The 23372-nt window shown below is 66.9% G+C and carries 15 protein-coding genes and 2 pseudogenes; 9 read left to right on the forward strand and 8 right to left on the reverse strand.

Annotated features, from left to right (window positions below; translation table 11 throughout):
- Window positions 1–310: 310 nt before the first annotated feature.
- On the forward strand, window positions 311–1063 hold the full coding sequence (locus C7T91_RS31365) for a hypothetical protein (protein ID WP_145962767.1): 753 nt from the start codon (window positions 311–313) through the stop codon (window positions 1061–1063).
- A gap of 161 nt (window positions 1064–1224) precedes the next feature.
- On the opposite strand, the gene C7T91_RS04300 is transcribed toward C7T91_RS31365, so the two are convergent.
- The 6 genes and pseudogenes from C7T91_RS04300 to C7T91_RS34685 all read right to left on the reverse strand — a co-directional run.
- Window positions 1225–3489: a DEAD/DEAH box helicase family protein gene (locus C7T91_RS04300; RefSeq protein WP_108258122.1), complete on the reverse strand. Its 2265-nt coding sequence runs from the start codon at window positions 3487–3489 to the stop codon at window positions 1225–1227.
- Window positions 3490–3664: 175 nt separating this feature from the next.
- Entirely contained in the window at window positions 3665–5659 is a 1995-nt protein-coding gene (locus C7T91_RS04305) for a hypothetical protein (protein WP_108258123.1), read from the reverse strand.
- Window positions 5646–7148, reverse strand: coding sequence for a hypothetical protein (locus C7T91_RS04310; RefSeq protein WP_108258124.1), 1503 nt, complete (start codon window positions 7146–7148; stop codon window positions 5646–5648). The genes C7T91_RS04305 and C7T91_RS04310 overlap by 14 nt, the downstream gene beginning before the upstream one ends.
- Window positions 7145–8848 (reverse strand): hypothetical protein, encoded by a 1704-nt coding sequence (locus tag C7T91_RS04315; protein ID WP_145962768.1) that lies wholly within the window; start codon window positions 8846–8848, stop codon window positions 7145–7147. Before C7T91_RS04315 ends, C7T91_RS04310 begins: the two co-directional genes overlap by 4 nt.
- 342 nt (window positions 8849–9190) lie before the next feature.
- On the reverse strand, window positions 9191–9715 hold the full coding sequence (locus C7T91_RS31370) for a thioredoxin domain-containing protein (RefSeq protein ID WP_145962769.1): 525 nt from the start codon (window positions 9713–9715) through the stop codon (window positions 9191–9193).
- Between the two features lie 336 nt (window positions 9716–10051).
- Window positions 10052–10587, reverse strand: a pseudogene (locus C7T91_RS34685) (IS5/IS1182 family transposase); the annotation flags it as partial.
- A gap of 1976 nt (window positions 10588–12563) precedes the next feature.
- On the opposite strand from C7T91_RS34685, the pseudogene C7T91_RS04335 reads away from it, so the two are divergent.
- Window positions 12564–13196 (forward strand): annotated as a pseudogene (locus tag C7T91_RS04335) (protein-L-isoaspartate O-methyltransferase family protein); the annotation flags it as partial.
- A 74-nt stretch (window positions 13197–13270) separates the two neighbouring features.
- The gene (locus C7T91_RS04340; protein WP_108258130.1) at window positions 13271–14689 is read left to right on the forward strand and encodes a TolC family outer membrane protein; all 1419 of its coding nucleotides are present in this window, start codon (window positions 13271–13273) and stop codon (window positions 14687–14689) included.
- 486 nt (window positions 14690–15175) lie between these two features.
- Here C7T91_RS04340 and glnA read toward each other — a convergent pair whose 3' ends face one another.
- Together glnA and C7T91_RS04355 are read right to left on the reverse strand one after the other, a co-directional pair.
- Window positions 15176–16582: a type I glutamate--ammonia ligase gene (gene glnA, locus C7T91_RS04350; RefSeq protein ID WP_108258132.1), complete on the reverse strand. Its 1407-nt coding sequence runs from the start codon at window positions 16580–16582 to the stop codon at window positions 15176–15178.
- A gap of 48 nt (window positions 16583–16630) precedes the next feature.
- Window positions 16631–16969 (reverse strand): P-II family nitrogen regulator, encoded by a 339-nt coding sequence (locus C7T91_RS04355; RefSeq protein WP_108258133.1) that lies wholly within the window; start codon window positions 16967–16969, stop codon window positions 16631–16633.
- Between the two features lie 506 nt (window positions 16970–17475).
- On the opposite strand from C7T91_RS04355, the gene C7T91_RS04360 reads away from it, so the two are divergent.
- From C7T91_RS04360 to C7T91_RS38320, 6 genes are all read left to right on the forward strand, one after another.
- Window positions 17476–19152: an alpha/beta hydrolase gene (locus tag C7T91_RS04360; RefSeq protein ID WP_108258134.1), complete on the forward strand. Its 1677-nt coding sequence runs from the start codon at window positions 17476–17478 to the stop codon at window positions 19150–19152.
- A complete protein-coding gene (locus C7T91_RS04365; protein WP_108258135.1) occupies window positions 19149–19592 on the forward strand; it encodes a dienelactone hydrolase family protein in 444 nt (147 codons plus the stop codon). The genes C7T91_RS04360 and C7T91_RS04365 overlap by 4 nt, the downstream gene beginning before the upstream one ends.
- Window positions 19593–19636: 44 nt before the next feature.
- Window positions 19637–19870, forward strand: coding sequence for an IS3 family transposase (locus tag C7T91_RS34690; protein ID WP_236637972.1), 234 nt, complete (start codon window positions 19637–19639; stop codon window positions 19868–19870).
- Between the two features lie 102 nt (window positions 19871–19972).
- A complete protein-coding gene (locus tag C7T91_RS04370) occupies window positions 19973–20287 on the forward strand; it encodes a hypothetical protein (protein WP_108258136.1) in 315 nt (104 codons plus the stop codon).
- A 26-nt stretch (window positions 20288–20313) separates the two neighbouring features.
- Window positions 20314–22587, forward strand: a complete 2274-nt coding sequence (gene pepN / locus C7T91_RS04375) for an aminopeptidase N (protein ID WP_236637973.1) — start codon at window positions 20314–20316, stop codon at window positions 22585–22587.
- Window positions 22475–23371: a beta-1,6-N-acetylglucosaminyltransferase gene (locus C7T91_RS38320; protein ID WP_330848817.1), complete on the forward strand. Its 897-nt coding sequence runs from the start codon at window positions 22475–22477 to the stop codon at window positions 23369–23371. The genes pepN and C7T91_RS38320 overlap by 113 nt, the downstream gene beginning before the upstream one ends.
- The last annotated feature ends 1 nt before the right edge of the window (window position 23372 follow it).

The raw sequence follows: 23372 nt of genomic DNA on the forward strand, positions 1-23372 counted from the left end.
GCGGGCCGACCGGCGCGCTGCCCTCCGACAGGGAGTGAGGGCGGCCACGGCCTCCGCAAGGCCGCCGCCGCCCATCCCGGAAGCGGTCCCGGCCGTCCCCTCCCTGAAGCAGCCGCTCAGCCCGGCTCGCAGCATCCTCGCGCCACCGAATTCACCCTTCGCGCACTGAGCGGACGCTCGCCGTTCCGCAACCAACTGCTAGGATCGGCCCAAAGCCGCCATTTGCGCGAACAAAATTTTACACTCAGAGCAGACCTTGATGTCGGACGCAGCATCCTTACTGTCACCACATGGGCAGCAGGAACTTCAGATGAGCACCCTTTTTCATTTTGTCGGTCGGGTAGTCCCAGACCACATCCCGCTTACGGTAGCCTATTCGCCAAAATTCGAACGAACTCCATCTCAGCAAGGCGAGCCGAAATGCATGATTGAAGTATCGATTTATGATGGCGAGTTTCGGGTTTCGTTGGAGGTAGCAGAGTATTCTGATCGCGTGGCAATGAGTCTATTTCAGGCGGCCTGGGACGCCGCACAAAACCTGGCCAACACTGTCGGTTTCATTCACGCGGTACCGTATCAAATCATCGTGGATTATTTAGAGCAACCAGATGGAACGATCAAAGCATTAGCATTAGGTGATGAATATCTAAGAAACCTATCAACTTTCACACCAGAAGACATCGAAAACATCTCGGATCTCCTCATTGCAGATCATGCTCTTGGCCAAGCTATGTCAGACCTTCTTTCCATGCTTAGCAAGACACACTATGCGCCGATCAGCTATGGTAGAGTTGCGGAGAGCATAGCGCGCTTGGTCGCACCTTCGGAAAAACCAAAGTCAATGTGGAGCACGACCCGAAACGAACTTAAGGTAAGTGAGGGTTTTTTGAGGCAGCTTACCGATGTATCAACGGATCCGCGACACGGCACGCGGACGCCTGTAAGTGCCGCATCAAACAGACGTTTGAGTGAAATGAGCTGGAGACTGATGGATCGCTACCTGCACTATCGATTGAAGAATGGTGATCTCGACGGCGATAAGTTCCCCATGCTTACCGAATAGGGCTTGGGTATCTGCCTACAATTGTTCGCCCTTAGATCTAAAACGGCCCTAAGCGGACGGTCGACCACGAAATATGCTGCTTTGCAGTATTCCCGGTAGCTGCCGTTCGTCTTGAGCCGCAGCGAACACCGTAACCACCCGATTTGGACCGCCTTGCAATTTTAGAACAGCGGCGATGGGGCCCAGAGCCGGATGCCTTCGCCGAGCGCGGTGCCGCCCGCCAGCATCGCCGAGAGCGCCCGCAGGTCGGAGCCGGCCAGGGACGTTTCGCGTTCCAGCTGGCGCAGCAGCGATCCGTGGCTGTCGAGCACCCGCGTGTCGGGCAGGTCGCCCATGTCGCGCACGAAGTGAAACCAGCCGCCGTGACCGGTCCGGGCCGGGTCGAAGCCCATCTGCGCGATCTCGGCGGCGCGCGGGCGCTTGCCGTTCCTCAGCCGGAAATCGCGGTACTGCGCCTCCAGATCCTCGGCGCCGGATTTCGGGCGCAGCATCTCGCGCAGCATCTCGACGACCTCCAGATCATAGGTGACCGAGCAGCCATCCGGCAGGGACGCGGTACCCGCGAGGATCGCCTCGAGCCGCATGGCGAGGGAGCCGTCGCCCGGTCCGGCCTCCAGGAGCGCCCGGACTTTGGTCAGGAAGATCCGGTGGTTGCCGATATAGTCGATGACGCGCAGGATCTTGCCCTCGATGCGGCGCAGTCCCCGGCCCAGCTGCTGCAGCCAGAGGATGACGCTCTCGGTCGGGCGCAGCATCATGACCGTGCCGATCTCGGGCACGTCCACGCCCTCGTTGAACATGTCGACGGCGAAGAGGATGTCGATCTCGCCCCGGCCGAGCCGCTCCAGCGATGTCGCGCGCGGGGCCGAGCTGGGACCTGAATGCACGGCGACGGCGCGGATCCCGCGGGCGGCGAAGAACTCCGCCATGAAATCTGCATGGCGCTTCGAGCAGCAGAAGCCGATCGCCGGGCCGCTCCGATGCGCTAGGAACTGTTCCAGAGCGTTGGCCGCGCGGGTCCCGGTGGCAAGCGCGGCCTCCAGCGCCTCGGGATCGAATTGCGCGGAGCGCCAGGGGATCTGCGCGTAATCGACCTCGTCCGGCACGCCCATGTAGCGGAAGGGCGACAGCAGCCCTGCCTCGATCCCCTGGAAGAGATCGCAGCGGAAGACCTCGCGATCGTCGCAGAGCGCCAGAAGGTCGGCCCCGTCCGAGCGGTCCGGCGTCGCGGTCAGGCCCAGCAGGAAGCGCGGGGTGAAATGGTCGAGCAGCTTGCGGTAGCTCGCGGCCGAAGCGTGGTGGAACTCGTCAACGACGATGTAGTCGAAGGCATCCGGCGCGAAGCGGCGCAGGTGCCCGGCGCGGCCGATGGTCTGGATCGAGGCGAAGAGAATCTCGGCGCCCTCGTCCTTCTCCTCGCCATCGAAGCGGCCGAAGCGCGCCTCTGGCCGGATGCGGCGGAAGGCGGCCATGGCCTGCGCCAGGATCTCGGCGCGGTGGGCGACGAACAGCACGCGGGCGAAGGGCGCGCTGTCGAAGGCCGCAAGCCAGGTCTTGCCGAGCCCGGTGGCCAGCACGACCAGCCCGCGCAGGGCGCCATCGTTGCGGGCGGTTGCCAGTGCTGCGAGGGCGGAGCGCTGGATCTCGTGCGGTTCGGGCGGCGGGGCAGGGGGCTCGGTGGCCACGATCTGCTGTGCGCCGGGTGACAGCGGAGCGGCCCGGCGGCGTTCGGCATAGGCGGCAATGCGGTCTTCGGTGAGCACATGGGTGCGGGGATCGGACAGAAGCGCTTCGAAGGCAGCGTCGACTTGGTCGGCGGCGCCTTCGGAATGCAGGTTCCACTCGACGCCCGTGGTCAGTGCGGTCCTTGACAGGTTCGAGCTGCCCACCACGGCGGCGCCGGTGCGGTCGGCGGCCCGGAAGAGCCAGGCCTTGGGATGGAAGCTGCCGGTTCCGGTCTCGTGCAGGTGCACTTCTGCGCCGTCGAGATCGAGCAGCAGCCGCAGGGCGGCCGGTTCGGTGACGTCCATGTAGTCGCCGACCACGACGCGGAGGCGGCCTTTGCGCTCCAGAAGTTCCTCGAACCATGGCTTCAGCAGGGACACGCCCGAGCGCATTGCGAAGGCGACGGCCAGATCGACCCGCTCTGCCCGGTCGATGTCGCGGGTCACGAGCGGCAGCAGCGGATCGGCGCCGCCGGTGGTCAGGCGGGTCGCGGCCCCTGCGCTGCCGTCGATCGGCCGCAGATGGAAATGACCGTGCACCGAGGACGCTGCGATGCCCTGCGCTCCCGCCGTGAGGACTTCGCCGATCCGGACGAGCAGCGCGAACTGCTCGGCGGCTGTCAGGTCGGCCCAGTCCGGCACATGGCGCGGGGCTGCAATCAGGGCGCCGGGATCGCGGCAGAGCGGGCAGTCAGTCGTCATGGCGGGCCTTCGGAAATACCTCCCGCCTGTTGACCAGGTTGCAGTGGCCCTGTCCAGGTCCGGACCCGCCGCTGCGACGGCCAGTCGGTCATCTTGGGTCCCGCCGCTGTCCGGACAGGCGCGGCGAGCGCCATCCCGGTGCCCTTGCCGCCATTGCTGCAAGGGCCTCCCCGGCTCAGCGTATCTGCCCGATGACCGGCGGGAGGAGGCCGGAACGGACGATGCCGGGGTGGTTGTGGAGCTCGTCAAGCAGGCCGACATGCCGTGCGAATGTCAGGGCGAGGTCGGCGCGCCCGTGCGGGGGATGGATGACTGTCGAGCGCAGCTGGCGGTCGACCCGCTGCGCCCAGGCGAGGTCGAGCTCCTTCGGCTCGAGGTCTTCCGCGGCCAGATGGCGGAGCAGAAGCGGGACCGGGTTGCTCTTCCGGGGAATTTCCGCTGCCACGATCGCAAGCTGCAGCCGGAACCAGCCATTCGACCAGGGCAAGAGGAGGAAGGCACGGAACGAGCCGAAGGCTCTTGCGACGTCCTGCTGCCTTGCCTGGTCGCCGGGCCAGGCGATATCCGCAGGATCAAGCTCGAGAATCTGGCGGAGCGTGATCCCTTCCGCCCTGCTGGCGCAGACCGTGCGGATCGCGAACCGGATGCTGCGCTCCGTGGAGGCGGACAGGCCCATGGAGGCGAGAAGGGGCTCGAACTGGGCGCTGACGGTTTCCGGGAGCGGGTCGTCGCGCGTCGTGGCGCGTACAGTGCGGCTCTCCAGATCCGGCAGCGCGAGCTCGGTGGTCTTCCGGAGCTGCCGCATTTCTCCCACGGCGGCCCGGATCCGTCCCCTGTAGCGGTCCGGAACGGCGGCAAGCAGCTGGTCGACCCAGGACTGCGTGACGCCGGTCGGGCCGAGGCCATGTTCCAGCGCGAATTTTTTCAGGGCTGACAAGTTATTGAACGCGTTTCCGCCTTCCCAGCCGAGGGATCGCAATTGTGCATAGAGCTCTTTCCAGGCCGCTGCGGCAGCTTCCCTTGCGGGGTCTTTCGGCGGGGCGGGCGGCTTGGCGCGGACGGGCTTTCGGCGGACGCCGAGGGGTTCCGGCGGCAGCAGATGCGCCGGAAGGACACCCCGCATTGCGTCGAGCTGTTCGCAGGCGATGAGGGCGCGGTGCCGCTTGTCCGGGGCCGTCAGGTTCGCTGCAAGCTCCTCTGCTGCGGGCCCGGTCACGTGGCAGGGGGGCATGGCGCGCTCGATGGCGAACCGGGCGAGCACCCAGAGGCAATCCGTGGCGAGCCCGGCTTCTCTGGCTGCCTTGCGCAGGGCGTGCCAGGCCTGCTCGGCGAAGGGCAGGCGGGGGTCGGAGATGCCGAGGGCGGAAATCACGGCGGTGAAGTAGATCCGGCGCGTCTCCTGGCTGGTGGCCGGCATGGGCGCGACAGGTTCATCCGGAAGAAGGGGAATTGCCCCGGCAAGCGTTTCGAGCGTGTCAGTCCAGCCGTCGAGACGGCCCGCTAGTACTCCCAGGCGGTTGACATAGGCAATCGCCAGCCTGGTTCTCTTGTCGACGCGGCTCGCCCGGAGCGCTGCAATGGCGGGCGCCATCCGTGCCTTCCCCGCATGGTGACGGCTTGCCGGCAGCGCATCCGGGCAGTGCAGGGGCAGAAGACCGGCCGCCCGGCAGAACCGGCCCTTGTAGAGGCTGCGGAAGGCGGAAGCCTTCTGCCGGACTGCCTGCCTCCGGCGCTGTGGCACCGCGTCTGCCGCAGCGGACAGGAGCTCCGCGGTGACGTCCCCGGGCCGGGTTCCGGGGGGCAGGACGTTTTGCAGGTCCGCTGCGTATATGCCTTTGTTCCTGTATGGACGGAAATCCAGGTCTGCCGCGCGCTTCAGCGACCGCCAGGGATCACCGTCGGTGTCGCCCGGCGCGGCCTGCATCTGCAGGTCCAGGATGCAGTTGCGCCAGGTGCGGTAGCGTCCTGCCCCGATCACCGGCTCTAGGCGTTCCGGCAGCTCGGCCGGATAGGCGCGGGCGAAGCCCGGCGACGCAAGGCCGAGCCGGGGCACGGCCAGCCCTTCGAACAGGGCCAGCTGCTCGACAGCCGCCAGGGCGGCGATGGGCGCGATGGCCACGGGCACGAGATCGCCGCATGCGATGGCGGCATGGATGTCAGCAATCCGCATCGCCGTCCTCCCCGGTAGTCCGCGCCGGAAGATGGCGGCCGAGTCGCTCGAGCCGGGCCTCGAGACCGGGATCCACGGCCTGGCCGCGGCGGGCGGAGACCTTCCGCTGGACATGCCTGGAGGCGGCGGCGCGCGCCTCCCGCGTCTGGTACTTGGAGGCGGTGCCGGTGGAGGTCTGGTGCTCCACCCTCATCGTATCGAGCGTGCCGTCCATGCCGCGTGCCTCTGCCTGGTCGGTGTGCAGCATTGTCCTCGCCGTCGTGAAGCTGTTGCCGGTGAACTCTTTGAAAAGCCTGGGGATGTATGTCGGACTTGGCGTCGACCCGTCGAGATGCAGGAAGAGCAGACGCTGCTGGCGCAGGGCCCGCTCGCGGACCTGGGGCAGGAAGCGGGGCGGCCGGTTGCCAAGCAGAACCGCGTCGACATGGGCTCCGAATTCGGCAATGAGCTCGATGACGAGTGGCTCCGGATTGTGCTCCAGGGTCTTCCTTATCATGGTGTCGATCACCCAGGCCTGCCCCCTCCAGAAGAGCGTGTGCCCGAGCCGGAGAGCGGCAGAAGCATTGCGCAGGGGCACGATCGAGAAGAGCCCGAGGACGCCGCCGCCGTTGCGCAGCTTGTGGGCCCTCGCGGGATCGGACTCCAGCGCTGCCTCGGCGAACAGCGCATCGGCCGTGTCGGAGACGATGAGCGTCGTGTTCCCCGTCTGTCGCAGGGCTGCGAACTTTTGGGCCTCCTGGCCGTCCTCGAGAAGCTGGTAGCGGTCGCGCTTCTGGCCGAGATGGCCGACGAGGGTGCTGTCGAGCGCCATGCAGCGGGCCAGACGGTGCAGGTCCTCGGCGGTTGCCCGCAGCGTTGCCCAGCGGACCCCGTTCGGCCGCGCCCGCAGGCGCTCCTCGAGCGCACCGAGATAGAGGTCGGCAGCTGCTTCCGAGATATCGTCGGACAGTCCCGCCCGCCGGACGCTCCAGACGAACTGGCACGCCTTCTCCGTCATCCGGTGCACGATGCCGGTGGCCGGAGCGCGGGTTCCGGCGCAGGGCAGGCCCTTCGCAAGCCGGCGCAGAACGGTCTGGATCGCCTCCGGGAGCTGCCAGGGACGGACGGACACTCTCCGCGGGTAGGTCCTCCTGACGTTGGCGCAGGGGTCCCAGGCGCCGGGATGCCGGGCGGGGGCGGGGCCCGGCGGCGCCATGGCTTCGGCGCGGAGCAGCTGTTCCGCTGCGCGGATGTCGCCGGTCCTGCCCGGCGCAATGACCGCAAAGGCAGCCAGGAGCCAGCCCAGGCGCTGCGCCGGGTCATCCTCCGGATCGCCGTCCGCCCAGTAGCGGAAGTCGCGCGGACCCGGATCGGCGAGGCCATGCGCCCGGGCGTGGCGGAGGAAGTCGTCCGCCGTCTCGAGCACGGCCATCGGCAGGTCGTGCAGGCCTGATAGATGCAGGAACGGCATCCAGTGGGGCCCGTCGAGGAGGCCGGCCCTGGCGCTCATGGCCGGTCTCCCTCGATGTAGCGGCGGCGCCTGGAGATGCTCTGCTGGAGCCGTTTCGCCGAACGGTCCCGGTCGACGAAACCGTAGTAGACAGACACGGTCCGCTCGGTGTCGCCCAGGAAATCCGCCAGTTCATGCATCGTGCATTCCCGGTACAGGAGGGCGATGGAACAGCGGCCGTGCCGGAATCTGTGGCTGGTGAGCGGGAGGCCGATCTCGGCCGAGCATAGGGCGAGCCAGGAGTCGAAGGTCTGGGGCACGAGATGGTCCAGGGGCCGGGGGGAGGCGTTGGTGGCGGGCGGGAACAGCGTCTCGGTGCCGCCCGCCCCGAGGAAGAGCGGCCGGACCGTCTCGAGGTACCAGGCGAGGATTTCCGGACCGAAATCCCGCGCACCGTCGTCCCAGGCGCGGATCTCGATCCTGGGCAATGTCTTGCCGCGGATGTCCAGGGAGTCCCGGTTCTTCAATTCGCAGTTTGGGATCTCGATGGCGAGGTAGGGCGGATGTTCCTCCAGGTGGCAGAAGAGGGTCCGGTTGCCGCCGCGATGGCGGAGGCGGAGGATGTTCGTCCGCCGGTAGGGCGCGCCCTCGAGGGCGATGGCGGCATAGGCGGCGGCCGTGCCGAACATGCGCACGCGGCGCAGGAGGCCCTTCGCCCTGCCGCGTTCGCCAGGCGCAAGGCCGGCCATGCGGTTCGGGTCGCAGAGATCGAGCAGATCGAAGCCCAGAGCCGCGGCTTCCTGCTGCGCCTCTCGCGCGATTATGTAGTATTCGACATGCTGGCGTTCGAAGCGCTCGATCCGGGCCGGATCGGCAAGGAGGTCCATGCACCAGCGGACCGTCCCCGGGCTCATCCTCCTTCCGGCGTCGCGGCCCGCCCGGAGCCCGCGCATCTCCTTCAGCCCTTCGAGGAACTCCGCTTCCGGCACGGCATCGTTTCGTCTCAGGATCCGGCAAAGGCTGTCCACATAGGAGAAGTCGGTCTTGTCCTCGCGCTTCGCCTCTGCCGGTGCATTGACCCAGGCAGAGACGACGCTCTCCATCGTTTCTTCGGAAAAGAGGGACAGGAGGGTATTGGCGCCCGCCAGGTCATGGCCGAGCTCGCCCGCGGTCACGGCGTAGCAGCCGAGGGCCGAAGACATGACCTGGCGGGAGCCGGCGGAATAGGCCTCGCCGATGCGCCTCCGAGATTTCCTGCCGGCGAGTCTCGCGGCCCTGTCGACCCAGTCTGACCGTTCGGCTTCCAGATGCGGGGGCAATGCATAGGCCTTTTTCCGCAGGGCAGTGACGCTGGCCAGGGAAACGTTCGGCCGGTAATTTTCCAGTGGCGGCAGGTCGGGCAGATTTTCCATTTTCCGGAGCCCGGCCAGAATGGCGCCCCTTTCTGCCGGGGTCCCGCCGCAATCGAGGACCGGACCGGCATTTTCGCAATCCAGGTCTCGCGGGCCGAGACCCAGCTTGCGGCTGGCATCGGCCAGCCTGGTCATGGCCGTCCTGTCGGACTTGGAAGTGACGCCGGCGGTTTCGAGGATCTGCAGGGTAGCGAGTAAGCCGGTCCATCCATCGGTGCGCGAATTCCGCTCCTCTGCCGCTTCCGTTTCTCCGCTCAGGTAGTCTATGAGCCGCTTCGCAGCCCGCCAGTTCTGCTTGTAGGTGTCGGGCTTTATTCCGGCATGTGCCAGCCGTTCATTGAGCTTCACGTTTGATTTGGCATATTTCGGATACCTGCCTTCCAGGGCGGCAATATCCGCCGGAAAGTCCCGGAACTCCTCGCCGCATCCGTCCATCCGGAAAAGGTTCCTGGCCTTTTCCGCATCCTGAAGGCGCCTGGAATTTCCGTCCCGTTCGGCTTTCCGGACGGCGTGTAGCATGGTGAGGGGCCGGGCCGAAGGTCCGGGCGGGGATTTCGGGCGCATGGCGTTATCGGGCGTAGATGGCGTTACAGGGAGGTCCATAACGTTTCCTCCTTGTCTTTCGGGAACCGAAAGACTGCTGGTTTTCGTTATCCTGCCATTGCAGGGATTATAGGAGATTACAGGGACTTATCCGCAAAATTCCGTTATTGGAGCGGATTCTGCCCTGACAGGCGAGGACTGAACGGTCGCGTCCTGGGAGAAGGGCGGCGGCCGTCCCTCTACAAGCGCTTCGATCTCAGCCGGGATCCAGCGGCGGTCCCTCGGAAAATCAGGGCCTTTTCTCCGCCGCAGAAGCTGCACGGAGGCGGGAAATGAAGATTCGGCATCTCTTGCCTTTTTGCCGAGGGCGGAGACACTTTCTCCCGTGGTGCGGGAAACCCAGGACGCTCGCTGGAGAGGTTTTAGGAGGAGATGGAACTCCTCTGGAGATCCGGGAACAATCTTCAGAACCGCTCGGAATATGGCCAGCGTGGAGTATTTCCTGTTCCGCGCGTTTCCTGAAATGTCCTTCAGGTCGTGTTGCCGGATGAAGTCCGAAACAGAGTTCTTTCCGAGCTGTGTCCATGCTTTCAGTTCCGCCGCGGTCATGACGGTCTTGTTTTCAATCAGTAGCGGCGGAATCTTCCATTCGTCTATTTTGTCGTTGGGCATCATTTTCTCCATCTCGATGCCCAATCCATTTGTACGAATAAAATCGGCATGTCTAACAGTTTCAAAGCCGGGCTAAGAAAGAAAAACAGGATGGTTTTGTTTGATGTTATGTTCAGTATCAACAGTTGACATATTGCTGAAGTTCTGAATGCAAAAAGAGTATTTGATCTGCGAATCTTTGACTTCAATCACACGGCGGAAGGCCGAACTCGGCGCCGTTACCCGGTTCCCAATAAGGGAGCGGTTCGCAAGGGCGCCGACATAGTCGATCCTGAACAACGGGTTCAGGCGGCGGCACGGGCCTGCTGCGGGCCTTGGTCTCCGGTCATGAACACCCACAATGGCGGCGATGAAACCGGCCCAAACGACCCGCAGGTGGGCGAGGACCTTGCGGATGTCCTGGCCGCAGCCGCAGAGCACGGCAGAGATCGCGTCGCCCTCCGTTCCCTTCAACGGACACCGCGCCAGACGGCCATCCTTTTTCACGTGCCCGATCTCGGGCTCGATGGAACTCCGGTGCCATACGTCGGCGCCAGCTTCGGCGTCACGCTGCGGCGCTGGCTGCCGATCAGGATTCTCGCCGTTGTCACCTGGTGTCCGCGGTAGCCGCGGTCGAGCACCACCAGGCTCGGCATCCCGCCGGTCAGCACTTCGACCTGTTCCAGCGCAGCGCCGAGCGTGTGGCCGTCATACGGGTTCCCAGGAAAGCTCCGGGCGCCGACCACGAAGCCCTCGTCCAACGTGGTGGCCAGGCTGTCCTTGCAGCCGAACTCGTAGCGGATACGGGCTTTGCCCTTGGAGATGCAATTCACCGCGGGCTCTTGCAGCGCGTAGATCTTGCCGCGGCTTTTCGGCTTCTGATGCAGCAGCCGCTTCCATATATGCGTCTGAAAACCGTTGCATAACCGAAAAACATGGGAAGTTCGCTATGTAGCGCATTTCGGACCGTGACGTGGTGGCGGGACCTCCGGAGCAACGGGTGTCCCGGCTGAGATCGGCCACGGAATGGAAGCATGATAGCATGCGCAATGCGCTGCGAGCTGGAACTTCCGTGAAAATCCGCGGCACGGCGGGCATCTTGGGCACTTTCGTAAGTCCTTATGGTTCTGGCCAGCCGGTTTTGCCGGGCCCGCGAATATCGCAGGTCGCGCACATCATTCCAATTCCGTCCCGTCCCTGAACGGGGTGGCGGGTGGCTTCGATTGGGAGGCCGGGACGGAGGGAGGCGCCTTCGGCGCAGGGAACTGCACCGTTCCGGCTCAGCGGGCCGTGCCCGGGCGGAGCGAGCTTGCGATGGGCCATTCGCGGCAGTGGAAGATCCCCTGTGTCGATCGGGGGGGACGCTGCGGCGGGGCAGGGCCTGGAGGCTGCGGTCAGCGACCGTGAGAGAGAATGCGGCCTCGCCGGCCGACGGGGGCTCCGCGTGCGTCATCGTGCATGGCCGTCCCGGCGAGTCGCCCGGTTCTGGCACCTGCACCTGCTTGCGCGCCGAGCGCGAGTGACGGATGCCCTTGCCTCGGTCCGGCTGTCTTCGGCGCGTGCCGGGACAAGGGTTTCCCGGAGGCCGTCCTTGCCGAAGTTGCCCGGGCAGCCGGGATCTGCCAGAGCGTAACTCTGACCGCGTCGCGGCCTCCGGCACTTGTCGGCCGATCCGCTTGCAGCCCTCCGGCACCGGCTTTTTCGGCTGCGGCGTTCCGGCATCTCTCCCCCAGCTCCGCCAGGGCCTCGCCGAGCCCGGCGAATCTGCGTCTCTCCGCCTCGGCTTCCGCCTTCTGCGCGGCCCTTCGGCCCGCCCAGCCAAGGACCAGCGCGGCGCTGGCAAGTGCGGCACCTGCGATGGCGATCGGGTCGATTGGCATCATCGTCTCCATTCGTGAACCGGCACAGTCCGCGGGGCGGGGCATCGCTCAGTCTAGCCGCAATCCGGTCTTCCGGGAACCGGCTGCTGCGGCGTCCGGGCCGGAAGGGAGGCCCCCGCGCGTTCCGGGGCGGTCCAGGCGTGGGAGCATGCGGTGATCTCCGGGCATTCGCAGGGGGGCGGACTGGTATTCCCGGGAAAGCGGTTGCCGGGTTGAACCGCTCCGGCTGCGCAGTCCGCCAGTGGGGGATTTTCGAATGCATCTTGCCAAGTTCGTACCGCTATCCGCGGGTCTTTTTCTCGTTCTGGCGTCGGCGGCATCGCCAGCGCCGCAGCTGTCCGGCACGGGAGGTACCTGGCCTGCCGGTCCGGTCACCGAGGATGCGCCCGCTGCAGCCGGGTCCGCGGCCATTCTCGACCGCATCCATGCGCTGATGCCCGGCGGGGTCGAGGTCGCGGCTGCCTGCTGCAAGCGGTGCAAGAAGGGAAAGGCCTGCGGAGACAGCTGCATTTCGCGGGACAAGAGCTGCCACAAGGGGGCCGGATGCGCCTGCGACTGAACCTGCTGCCGGTCGTTGCTCTTGTCCTGGCAACGGCTACTTCTCCGGCCCTTGCCGCAGGTCCGTCCGAGATCTCCGGTGCCGTCCGGCTCAGGGACGGAGATACGCCCGTCGTCGGCGGCGTGCCGGTCCGCCTGGGCGGTCTGACCTGTGACGAGCGGGGCAGCAGGATGGGCGACCGGGCGACAGCGAGGCTTTGGGACATCGCCGGCAAGCGGCACCTGACCTGCTGAGGTGGTCCCCGTTTCCCGGACAGTTTTGCGGAAGGCAGTTCATCCCATTAGGTCATCCGTCAGTCCGATAGGCGCATCGCGCCTGCGGCGGTCTTTTTCATGCGTCCTTATTGCTTTTCGCCCTACATTGCTCCGCGCGGAGGAGTGTGCCATGTGTTTCCCGTATCCGCCCAGCAGCCCGGGGAGAGCTCTCGCAGATGACCGATTTTGCCCATCGCCGCACTCTGATGGTCGATACCCAGGTCCGGCCCGCCGATGTGACCAGGTTCCCGATCATCGAAGCGCTGCTGCGCGTGCCGCGCGAGATCTACGTGCCGGAGGAGCTGAAGGACGCCGCCTATGTCGGCGAGAACCTGCCGCTGGGCGAGGGCCGAGTCCTGCTGGAGCCGCGCACCTTCGCCAAGATGCTCGAGGCCGCGGCCGTCCGGCCCGCCGATCTTGTGCTCGATGTCGGGCCCGGTCTGGGCTATTCGGCCTGCGTGCTGGCGCATCTTGCCGAAGCCGTGGTCGCGGTCGAGGAAGATCCGGACATGGCCCGCGAGGCGGCGGCGAACCTCTCCGAACACGGCGCCGACAATGTCGCGGTGGTCGAGGGGCAGCTGGCCGAGGGCATGGCCCAGCACGGGCCCTATGACGTCATCGTGATCGAAGGTGCGGTAGAATCCATCGGTGATGCGCTATTAGCACAGCTCAAGGAAGGCGGTCGCATCGTCGCGCCGTTTGTGGATGGCGCGCTGGGGGCCGTGCGGGTAGGGTACAAGCTGAACGGATCGGTTTCGTGGCGGTTTGCCTTCAATGCCGGCGCGCCCGTCCTTCCCGGATTCGAGCAGACGAAAGACTCGCGCTCTGAGGGACCGCCTTTTCCGGCGGCGGAGCGCTGCAGGAAAAAGAACGAGGACCCAAGGTGCGCAAGATCAAGACAACCCTGCTGGCCTGCGCGGCGGCACTCGCGGTCACGGCCGCGTCGGCGGAAACCCTGACGGACACGCTGGTTTCCGCCTACAACAACTCCAATCTCCTCGAACAGAACCGCGCCGTGCTCCGCGCCGCCGACGAGGATGTCGCCATCGCGGTCTCCGCGCTGCGGCCGATCTTCGCCTATTCGGCCTCGCGCAGCTATTTCTGGGACCTCGATACCGACGTCATCCAGACCGCCGCGGGACGGGTGCGCGAGAACAGCCAGTCGATCACCAACACGCTGGAACTGACCGCGCAGATGAGCCTGTTCGAGTTCGGCCGCAACCGGCTGGCCGTGGAGGCCGCCAAGGAGGCGGTGCTGGCCGCGCGCCAGGCGCTGGTCGCGCAGGAGCAGGACGTGCTGTTTTCCGCGGTTCAGGCCTATACCCAGGTGCGCCAGGCCGCAGCCTTCGTCGATCTGCGCCGCAACAACGTCCGCGTCCTCGAAGAGGAACTGCGCGCCGCCAATGACCGCTTCGACGTGGGCGAGGTGACCCGCACCGACGTTGCCCAGGCCGAGGCCTTCCTCGCCTCCGCCCAGGCCAGCCTTGTTGCGGCGAACGGCGATCTGGAAACCGCGCGCGAGGCCTTCAACCTGGCGGTCGGCCGCTATCCGGGCGACCTTGCGCCGCCGCCGGCCTTCTCGAACCGCCCGGCAAGCCTGCAGGCGGCCCGCGACGTCGCCGTGCGCGGCCATCCGGCGATCCGCCAGCAGCAGTTCCTGGTCTCCGCGCAGGAGGTCAATGTCGACATCGCCCAGCGGGAAATCCTGCCGGCGCTCAGCGCCACCGGCTCGATCGGCTATTCCGACTCCGCGCAGAGCTCGAACACAAACGACCTGGAGCCGGTCGCCAGCGTCGGCATCGAGTTCGGCGGCCCGATCTACCGCGGCGGCCAGATCAACGCGCTCTACCGCCGCGCGGTCGCGCAGCTGGAGCAGAACCGTGCCGGGCTGCTGCAGACCACGCTGAACGTGCAGGAACGGGTCGGCTTTGCCTGGGCCAACTTCCAGGTGGCGATCGCCAGCCTCGAGGCCACCGAGCGCCAGATCGAGGCCTCGCAGGTCGCCTTCGAGGGCACGCGCGAGGAGGCCACCCTGGGCGCGCGCACCACGCTTGACGTGCTGAACGCCGAGCAGGACCTGCTCGACGCCCGCGGCAGCCGGATCGAGGCGCTGACCGTCGAGCAGGATGCCTACTACTTCCTGCTGTCGACCATGGGCCTGCTGACCGCCGACGATCTGGGTCTCGATGTCGTCGCCTATGACGAGAATGCCTATTACGAGAAGGTCCGCACCGCACCTTCGGTCGTTACCTCGGAGCAGGGCATCAAGCTCGACAAGGTGCTCAAGGCGCTCGGGAAGTGACGGCATGGCAGATAGCGGAAAGACGGAGGCGCAGATGAGCGCCTCCCGCGATCCCGAGGAGGTCCTGGCCTCCATCCGGCGGCTCGTCGCCAAGGAAGTGCAGCACCAGCAGGAGCGGGAGGCCGCCGAGCGGCCGGACCGCGACATGCCGGTGGTCAGCGAGAAGGCCAGCGCCGCCGCGCGGCGGCTGGTCCTGGGCACGGGCGCCCGGATTGCCGCCAACGGGGAACGGCGGCGGCGTCTGACGCGAGGACCGGCAGGAAGGCCTCGGCGCAGCGGGACCGTCCTGTCCGGGGCGCAATGCCGGTTTGGCCGTCCGCGCTCCCGCAGGTCTCCTTGTTGCCCGTTGCCGGTGCAGGGCAGCCGCTCGGAACCGGCGGGAGGGTCAGCGGCTCCAGGTCGCCGGGTCGGTTCGCCGGCGGCGGTTCCGGAAACGGAAAAGGGGCGCCCGGAGGCGCCCCTTCTGGTCTGCGGATCTGCGAAGGATCAGCAGCCGTAGTACATCTTGTACTCGATCGGGTGCGGGGTGTGCTCGTAGGCATAGACCTCGTCCCACTTGAGCGCCAGGTAGCCTTCGATCTGGCCCTTGGTGAACACGTCGCCTGCCAGCAGGAACTCGTGATCGGCTTCCAGCGACTCGAGGGCTTCGCGCAGCGAGGCACAGACGGTCGGGATGCCTGCCAGTTCTTCCGGCTCCAGGTCGTACAGGTCCTTGTCGGACGCTTCGCCCGGATGGATCTTGTTCTTGATGCCGTCGAGGCCGGCCATCAGCAGGGCCGAGAACGCCAGGTAGGGGTTCGCTGCCGGATCGGGGAAGCGGGCTTCGACGCGCTTCGCCTTCGGGGATTCCGCCCACGGGATACGCACGCAGCCGGAGCGGTTCGAAGCCGAGTAGGCGCGCAGCACCGGAGCTTCGAAGCCCGGGATCAGGCGCTTGTACGAGTTGGTGGTCGGGTTGGTGAAGGCGTTCAGCGTCTTGGCGTGCTTCAGGATGCCGCCGATGAAGTACAGCGCCTCGTCCGACAGGTCAGCATATTTGTCGCCTGCGAAGAGCGGCTTGCCGTCCTTCCAGATCGACATGTTGACGTGCATGCCGGTGCCGTTGTCGCCGGAGATCGGCTTCGGCATGAAGGTCGCCGACTTGCCGTAGGCCTGGGCCACGTTCTGCACGACGTACTTGTACTTCTGGATCTCGTCGGCCTGCTTGGTCAGCGTGCCGAAGATCAGGCCCAGCTCGTGCTGGCAGGACGCCACTTCGTGGTGGTGCTTGTCGACCTTCATGCCCATGCGCTTCATGGTCGAGAGCATCTCGGAACGGATGTCCTGGGCGTCGTCGATCGGGTTGACCGGGAAGTAGCCGCCCTTGATGCCCGGGCGCATGCCGGTGTTGCCCATCTCGTACTCGGTGTCCGAGTTCCAGGCCGCGTCGACCGCGTCCACCTGGAAGGAGACCTTGTTCATCGCGACCGAGAACCGGACGTCGTCAAACAGGAAGAATTCTGCTTCCGGACCCATGTAGGCCGCGTCGCCGATGCCCGAGGAGATCAGGTAGGCTTCCGCCTTTTCCGCGGTGCCGCGCGGGTCGCGGTCATAGGCGTCGCCGGTGTCCGGCTCGACGACCGAGCAGTGCAGACAAGCGGTTTTCTCTGCATAGAACGGGTCGATGTAGACGGAATCGGTGTCCGGCATCAGCTTCATGTCGGACTGGTCGATCGACTTCCAGCCGGCGATGGAGGAGCCGTCGAACATGAAGCCCTCTTCCAGGAAGTCCTCGTCGACCAGGTCTGCCAGCACGGTGACGTGCTGCAGCTTGCCGCGCGGGTCCGTGAAGCGGATGTCGACGTATTCGACGCCCTCGTCTGCGATCAGTTTGAGAACGGCTTCTTTACTCATTTGACCGTTTTCCCTTCTCTCTTACGGTTGTTCCAGTGGTTTCCGGGGTCAGAGGGCGGTTTCGCCGTCTTCTCCGGTACGAATGCGAATGGCCTGCTCGACAGGGCTGACGAAGATCTTGCCGTCGCCGATCTTCTTGGTGCGCGCGGCTTCCATGATGACGTTGATCGCGGTTTCGACCATGTCGTCGGAAAGCACAACTTCGACTTTTACTTTGGGAAGGAAATCAACAACATATTCAGCGCCGCGATAGAGTTCCGTGTGGCCCTTCTGACGTCCGAAACCCTTGACTTCGACGACGGAGAGACCTTGGACACCGTTTTCCTGAAGCGCCTCCTTCACTTCATCAAGCTTGAACGGCTTGATGATCGCTTCAATCTTCTTCATTCACCGACTCCTTCGCATCGTCTGGCGTTGGCAACGGACAGATCACTTTCAAACTTGCTCCACAATTGACTAGGGTCGGGCGGCTGCCCGATGGTGGATCGCGGGCGGAGCAAGGCCTTAAAAATGTGCACTGCGCAAGGGAAATAGGCGAAATGAAAACCCCGGGATCCAAAGGGTCGCAGGAGGTGCTCCCGGCTGCGGCGATGCGCCAGCTCGAACAGGCGGCTTTTGCCGCCGGGCGGGCCGACAGCCGCGCGGCGATGGAGCAGGCAGGGCAGGGGGTCGCGGCGGAGATTCTCGCCCGCCGCCCGGTGCCGGGGCGGGTGCTGGTGCTCTTCGCGCCGCCGGCCGGGCCATGCCGCCGCGGCTTTCCCGGCACAGATCGAGGGCGTGCGGCGCCATCCCGCATTCTGCCGGGAGAGCCGCGGCGACGGACCGCCGCGGTCCGGGCTAGCCGAATCCGTCCGTCCCGGCGAGGATCGGGCCAGACGGAGAGGAGACGACCGATGCGCAGACTGCCCGACCGCGAGAAGCTGCACATTGCCGGGTCCCCGGCCTGGCCGCTGGTGACCGCGCTCTTGTTCCTGGCGGCCTCGCTGACGCCCTCGATGATCCCGCGCGGCTGGCTGGTGCAGGGGGCGCTCTCGGGGCTGCTGATGGGGCTCGGCTACCTGATCGGACGGTTCCTGCTGCTGATCTGGCGCAGCCTCGGGCTGACCGCGCTGCCGGGGCGGCTGGCCTGGGCGATCCTCGACGCCGCCCTGGTCGCGGCGCTGGCGGTGGTGGCCGTGGCCTTCTGGCAGCAGGGTCTGTGGCAGGATGACGTGCGGATGCGCATGGAGATGCCGCCCGCCGAGGGGGCGCATCTGCTGCGGATCGCCGGGCTGGCGCTGGCCATCTTCCTGGTGCTGATGCTGCTCGGCCTGCTGGTGCAGCGGGTCTTCGACATGGCGCGCCGCCGCCTGACCCATGTCATGCCGCAGGGCGCGGCCAATGTGCTGGGGCTGGTGGCGGTCGGGCTCGGCATGTTCTTCCTGACCCGCGACGGTCTGGTCGATGCCTTCGTCACCGCGATGGACGAGTCCTACGAGACGGCGCAGCAGCTCTTCGACCCGGAACGCCCGGCGCCTGCCGACCCGCTGAAGACCGGCAGCGCCGAGTCGCTGGTCTCCTGGGGGGCGCTCGGCAAGCCGGGGCGAGATTTCATCGCCGGCGGCGTCGATGCCGCGCGGATCAGCGAATTCACTGGCCGCCCGGCGAAGCAGCCGGTGCGCGTCTATGTCGGCCGCGCCCAGAACGACGATCCCGAGCTGCGCGCCCGCCTCGCGCTCGCCGAGCTGATCCGCCAGGGCGGCTTCGAGCGCAAGATCCTGGTCGTCGCCAGCCCGACCGGCACCGGCTGGCTCGATCCCGGCTCCTTCGACGCGCTGGAGATGATGCATGACGGCGATGTCGCCTCGGTGGCGGTGCAGTATTCCTTCCTGCAATCGCCGCTGGCGCTGATCTTCGACACCCGCTCGGGGCTCGACCAGGCGGCGGCGACGATCCGGGTGATCCACGACTACTGGCGCGACCTGCCGCCCGAGACCCGGCCGAAATTCTACATCCACGGGCTGAGCCTCGGCGCCTGGTCCTCGATGTACGGGGTGAACGGCTTCCGCATGGCGAACGACCCGATCGAGGGCGCCTTCTGGGCCGGGCCGCCGTTTCCCTCGGACATGTGGACCCGCGCCACCCGCAACCGCGACGAGGGCAGTTCCCATGTCCTGCCGGTGCTGGCCAAGGGCGAGGCGGTGCGCTTCGTGTCGCATTACGGCGGCTTCGACCGCGACTACGCCCCCTGGCGCAATGTCCGGGTGATCTTCCTGCAATATTCCACCGACGCGATCGTGTTCTACGACCCGGCCTCGACCTGGCGGCCCTCGGACTGGATGCGCGAGCCGCTCTCGCCCGACATCTCGCCCTCCTTCCGCTTCATTCCGGTGGTGACCCAGTTCCAGATGGCGATGGACATGGCGATCGCGCTGTCGGTGCCGGGCGGGCATGGCCATGCCTATTACCTGCCGGATTACGTGCTGGCCTGGGCCGAGCTGACCGATCCGGAGAACTGGAGCGCGGAGGAAAGCGCGCGGCTGACCGCCTTCTGCGACGCGGAGGTCCAGGAAGGGTGCGCCGGAGATTGATCTGGGCCGGCGCGGTCCTCCTGCTGCTTGTCCTGCTGGCCGGGGCGAACACGCTGCGCAACCGGGCGGGCATCGCCTTGGGCGAGGACACGCTCGACGAGCGCATCGCCGAGCTGGCGCCTGGGGCGCACATGCTGCCCGAAGACGGCGCCGGGCCGCATCCGGTGGCGATTCTGCTTTCGGGCTGCGACGGGGTGCATGACAACATGTACTGGTGGGCCGAAGAGCTGGCGGAGCAGGGCCGTGCAGCGCTGATCCTCGACAGCCACGGGCCGCGCGGGCTCGACCGGCTGGAAAGCTGGCGGCTGGTCTGCGCGGGGCAGGTGATGCCCGGCGCCGAGCGGGCGGGCGACCTGGTGGCGGCGCTGGAGGCGATCAGCCCAGTCCGGGATCCGGGGGAAAGGTCAGTTCTGGAAAGCCGACGCGTCGACGAGCCCTGAAGGCGACTGCCTGGAGTTCAAGCTGCTCCGCGCCGGTGGCTCTGATGCTCCGAAGAGATCAGCCGAAGGCGCAGGCCGCGCCGATGGACAGCGTCTCCGGACCGCCGAAGCCCGAGCTGGTCCACAGCAAGAGGTTCCGGTCGCGCCGCGAGGCCAAGGCGGCGCTGTCCGAATGCCTCGCGATCTTCCGCAACCGGGAGCGCCGTCACGCGAGCATCCGCGACCGGACGCCCGGGCAGGCAGGGACCGGCAGGGCCGCTGCAAGGGCCGCATGGTGAATACCGAACCAGTCCGGGATGCGGGGGGCAAGATCAGCGCGGGACCTATGCCTCCGAGACCGCGAATTTCCACGCGTGACGAAGAATGAACCTCAGCTCTTCGTGCGGGTCTGCGGCACGATCGGGGACCTGCACAACCGGGCCTATCCGCAGGCCCTGGGAGATTTCGCAACCATCCTGCGATTTCCCCGGATCGGTTTCACGTGGGACCGGGATCCGGACGCCCCGCGGAGCGCCTTCCGCAACAAGGACACCATCCCGCCCCAGCGCCTCGAGGGCCGGACCACGGAAGGCTGGGTGAAGATCATCCGGCTCGCCGGGCTCGGCCGGGCGCGGGCCGCCCGCAATGCAGGCGCGGGCCGCCATTCACGGGATCGCGCCCGGCGCCCCCTTCCGCTCGGCGCGCAGCGGGTCTAGGCTCTGCCGGAACAAAGGAGTCCCCGATGCGCGATGCCGCCCCCCAGTCTGCCGCGGAAACCGTCTACCTGAAGGACTACGCGCCCTTCGGATATCTGGTCGACAAGGTCGACCTGGTGTTCCGCCTGCATCCGACCGCCACCCGGGTGGTCAGCCGCATCGCCTTCCGCCCCAATCCCGCCGTGCTGCCGAAGCCGAAATCCGAGTTGCTGCCCGGGCGCACGGCCGACAAGCCGAAGCTCCAGCTGCATGGCGAGAAGCTCAAGCTGATCGGCGCGCGGATCAACGGCGAGAAGGCGGAGCCGCGGCTGACCCGCACCGGTCTGGAATGCACCGTGCCCGAGGGTCCCTTCACCTGGGAGGCCGAGGTCGAAATCAACCCCTCGGAGAACACCGCGCTCGAGGGACTCTACATGTCGAACGGCATGTATTGCACCCAGTGCGAGGCCGAGGGCTTCCGCAAGATCACCTACTATCCCGACCGCCCCGACGTGATGGCGCCCTTCTCGGTCCGCATCGAGGGCGACCTGCCGGTGATGCTGTCGAACGGCAACCCGGGCAAACGCGGCGAGGGGTTCGCCGAATGGCATGACCCGTGGAAGAAGCCCGCCTACCTCTTCGCGCTGGTCGCGGGCGACCTCGTCTGCCATCCCGACAGCTTCGCCACCCGCTCGGGACGCACGGTCGAGCTGGGCATCTGGGTGCGGGAGGCGGACTTGGGCAAATGCGCCTTCGCGATGGATGCGCTGAAGCGCTCGATGGCCTGGGACGAGCGCGTCTATGGCCGGGAATACGATCTCGACGTGTTCAACATCGTCGCGGTCGACGACTTCAACATGGGCGCGATGGAGAACAAGGGGCTGAACATCTTCAACTCCTCCGCCGTCCTGGCCAGCCCCGAGACCGCCACCGACGCGAATTTCGAGCGCATCGAGTCGATCATCGCCCATGAGTATTTCCACAACTGGACCGGCAACCGGATCACCTGCCGCGACTGGTTCCAGCTCTGCCTGAAGGAAGGCCTGACCGTCTTCCGCGACCAGCAATTCTCGGCCGACGAGCGCTCCGCGCCGGTGCAGCGCATCAACGACGTGCTGGCCCTGCGCGCGCGGCAGTTCCGCGAGGACAACGGACCGCTGGCGCATCCGGTGCGCCCCGAGAGCTTCGTCGAGATCAACAACTTCTACACCGCCACCGTCTACGAGAAGGGCGCCGAGCTGATCGGCATGCTGCGCCGCCTCGTCGGCGACGGAACCTATTCCAAGGCGCTCAGCCTCTATTTCCGCCGCCATGACGGCCAGGCCTGCACGATCGAGGACTGGCTCAAGGTCTTCGAGGATGCCTCGGGCCGCGATCTGACGCAGTTCAAGCGCTGGTACAGCCAGGCCGGCACGCCGCGCGTCAAGGTCGAGGAAAGCTGGGAGGACGGCACCTTCACGCTGACCCTCACCCAGAAGACCCCGCCGACCCCCGGCCAGCCGGAGAAGCACCCGCTGGTCATCCCGGTCGCCGTCGGCCTCCTGGCCCGCGACGGCAGCGAGATCGTGCCCACCACCGTGCTGGAGCTCGCCGAACTGCGCCAGAGCTTCCGCTTCCCGGACCTCGCCGACCGGCCCGTGGCGTCGGTGCTGCGCGGCTTCTCGGCACCGGTGATCCTCGAGCGCGGCACGGGCGCGGCCGACCGGCTGTTCCTGCTCGCCCATGACACCGACCCGTTCAACCGCTGGGAATCCGGGCGGCTTCTGGCACGGGACATGCTGCTGTCGATGATCCGCCAGGGCACCGAGCCGGACCCGGCCTATTTCGATGCCCTCTCCGACCTGATCCGCGACACCGAGCTCGATCCGGCCTTCCGGGCGCTCTGCCTGGCGCTGCCCTCGCAGGACGACATCGCCCAGGCGCTGCATGATGCCGGAACCGTGCCCGACCCGGCGGCGATCTACCAGGCCCGGCGCGAGTTCTCGCGCATGATGGCCAGCGCGATGCAGCCGCTCCTCGCCGCGATCTTCGAATATGCGCGCCCCGAGGGCCCCTACAGCCCGGACGCCGCCTCGGCGGGCCAGCGCGCCCTCCAGCGGCACGCCGCTCCCTGCGGGCCGGCTGCAGGCTCTGGCGGAGGTTCCGGGCCTGACCCTTGCCGAACGCCGCCGGTCCCGCTGGGGCGGCTGGGACCTGGTGGAGGCAACGCTGGCCGCGTCCCTGGCGCTGCTCGCCCGGCATCCCGGGCTAACCCATGTCTGCCTGATCTCCGGCAGCTGCCTGCCGCTGCGGCCGATGGCCGAGCTCGACCGCTTCCTTGACGGCCATCGCGGCCGCGACTTCATCGAGTCGGTGCGAATCTGCCGGGCGGACTGGGTGGTCAGCGGCCTGCAGGAGGAACGCTTCCGCTTCCGCTTCCCGTTCCGCTTCCGCGAGCAGCGGCGGTTCTTCGATCTGGCAACGCGGCTGCAGCGGCATCTGCCCGAGGGGTGGCTGCGGGCCCTGCCGGGCGGGATCGATCCCTGCCTCGGCTCGCAATGGTGGTGCCTGAGCCGCGAGACCCTGGAGGCGATCCTCGCCGATCCGGGCCTGCCGCGGATGGCCCGCTATTTCCGCCGGGTCTGGATCCCGGACGAGGCCTTCTTCCAGACGATGGCGCGGCGCCATGGCCGCGACCTGGCCAGCCGGACGCTGACCTTCGCGCCCTTCGACCGGACCGGACGGCCGGTGACCTTCTATGACGACCACATGGCGGAGCTGGCCGCCATCGGGCCGGACCATTTCTTCGTCCGCAAGGTCTGGGAGGGGGCGGAGCGGCTCTATGCCGAGTGCATGGGCAAGGTGCCGGTGCCGTCCGCATCCCGGCAGGGGGCGGCGCGGCGGATCGCGGCGCGGGCAGCGCAGCCGCCGCCGGTGACAGGATCGCCCGCGCCGCGCCGCCGGCCCCGAAAAGCGCCACGGGACCGTCCGCCGCCGCCCAATCCGGCGCCGAACTCGCGAGGTTGGCATAGAAGCCGTAGCCGTCGGTATTGTCCGCCTCGTAGCCGCCGCCCGGCAGGAAGGTCAGCGTGTTCGCGGCACCGATCTCCCGCGCCCTGGGCGTGAC

It is taken from the genome of Mangrovicoccus ximenensis, from assembly GCF_003056725.1.
GTDB lineage: Bacteria > Pseudomonadota > Alphaproteobacteria > Rhodobacterales > Rhodobacteraceae > Mangrovicoccus > Mangrovicoccus ximenensis.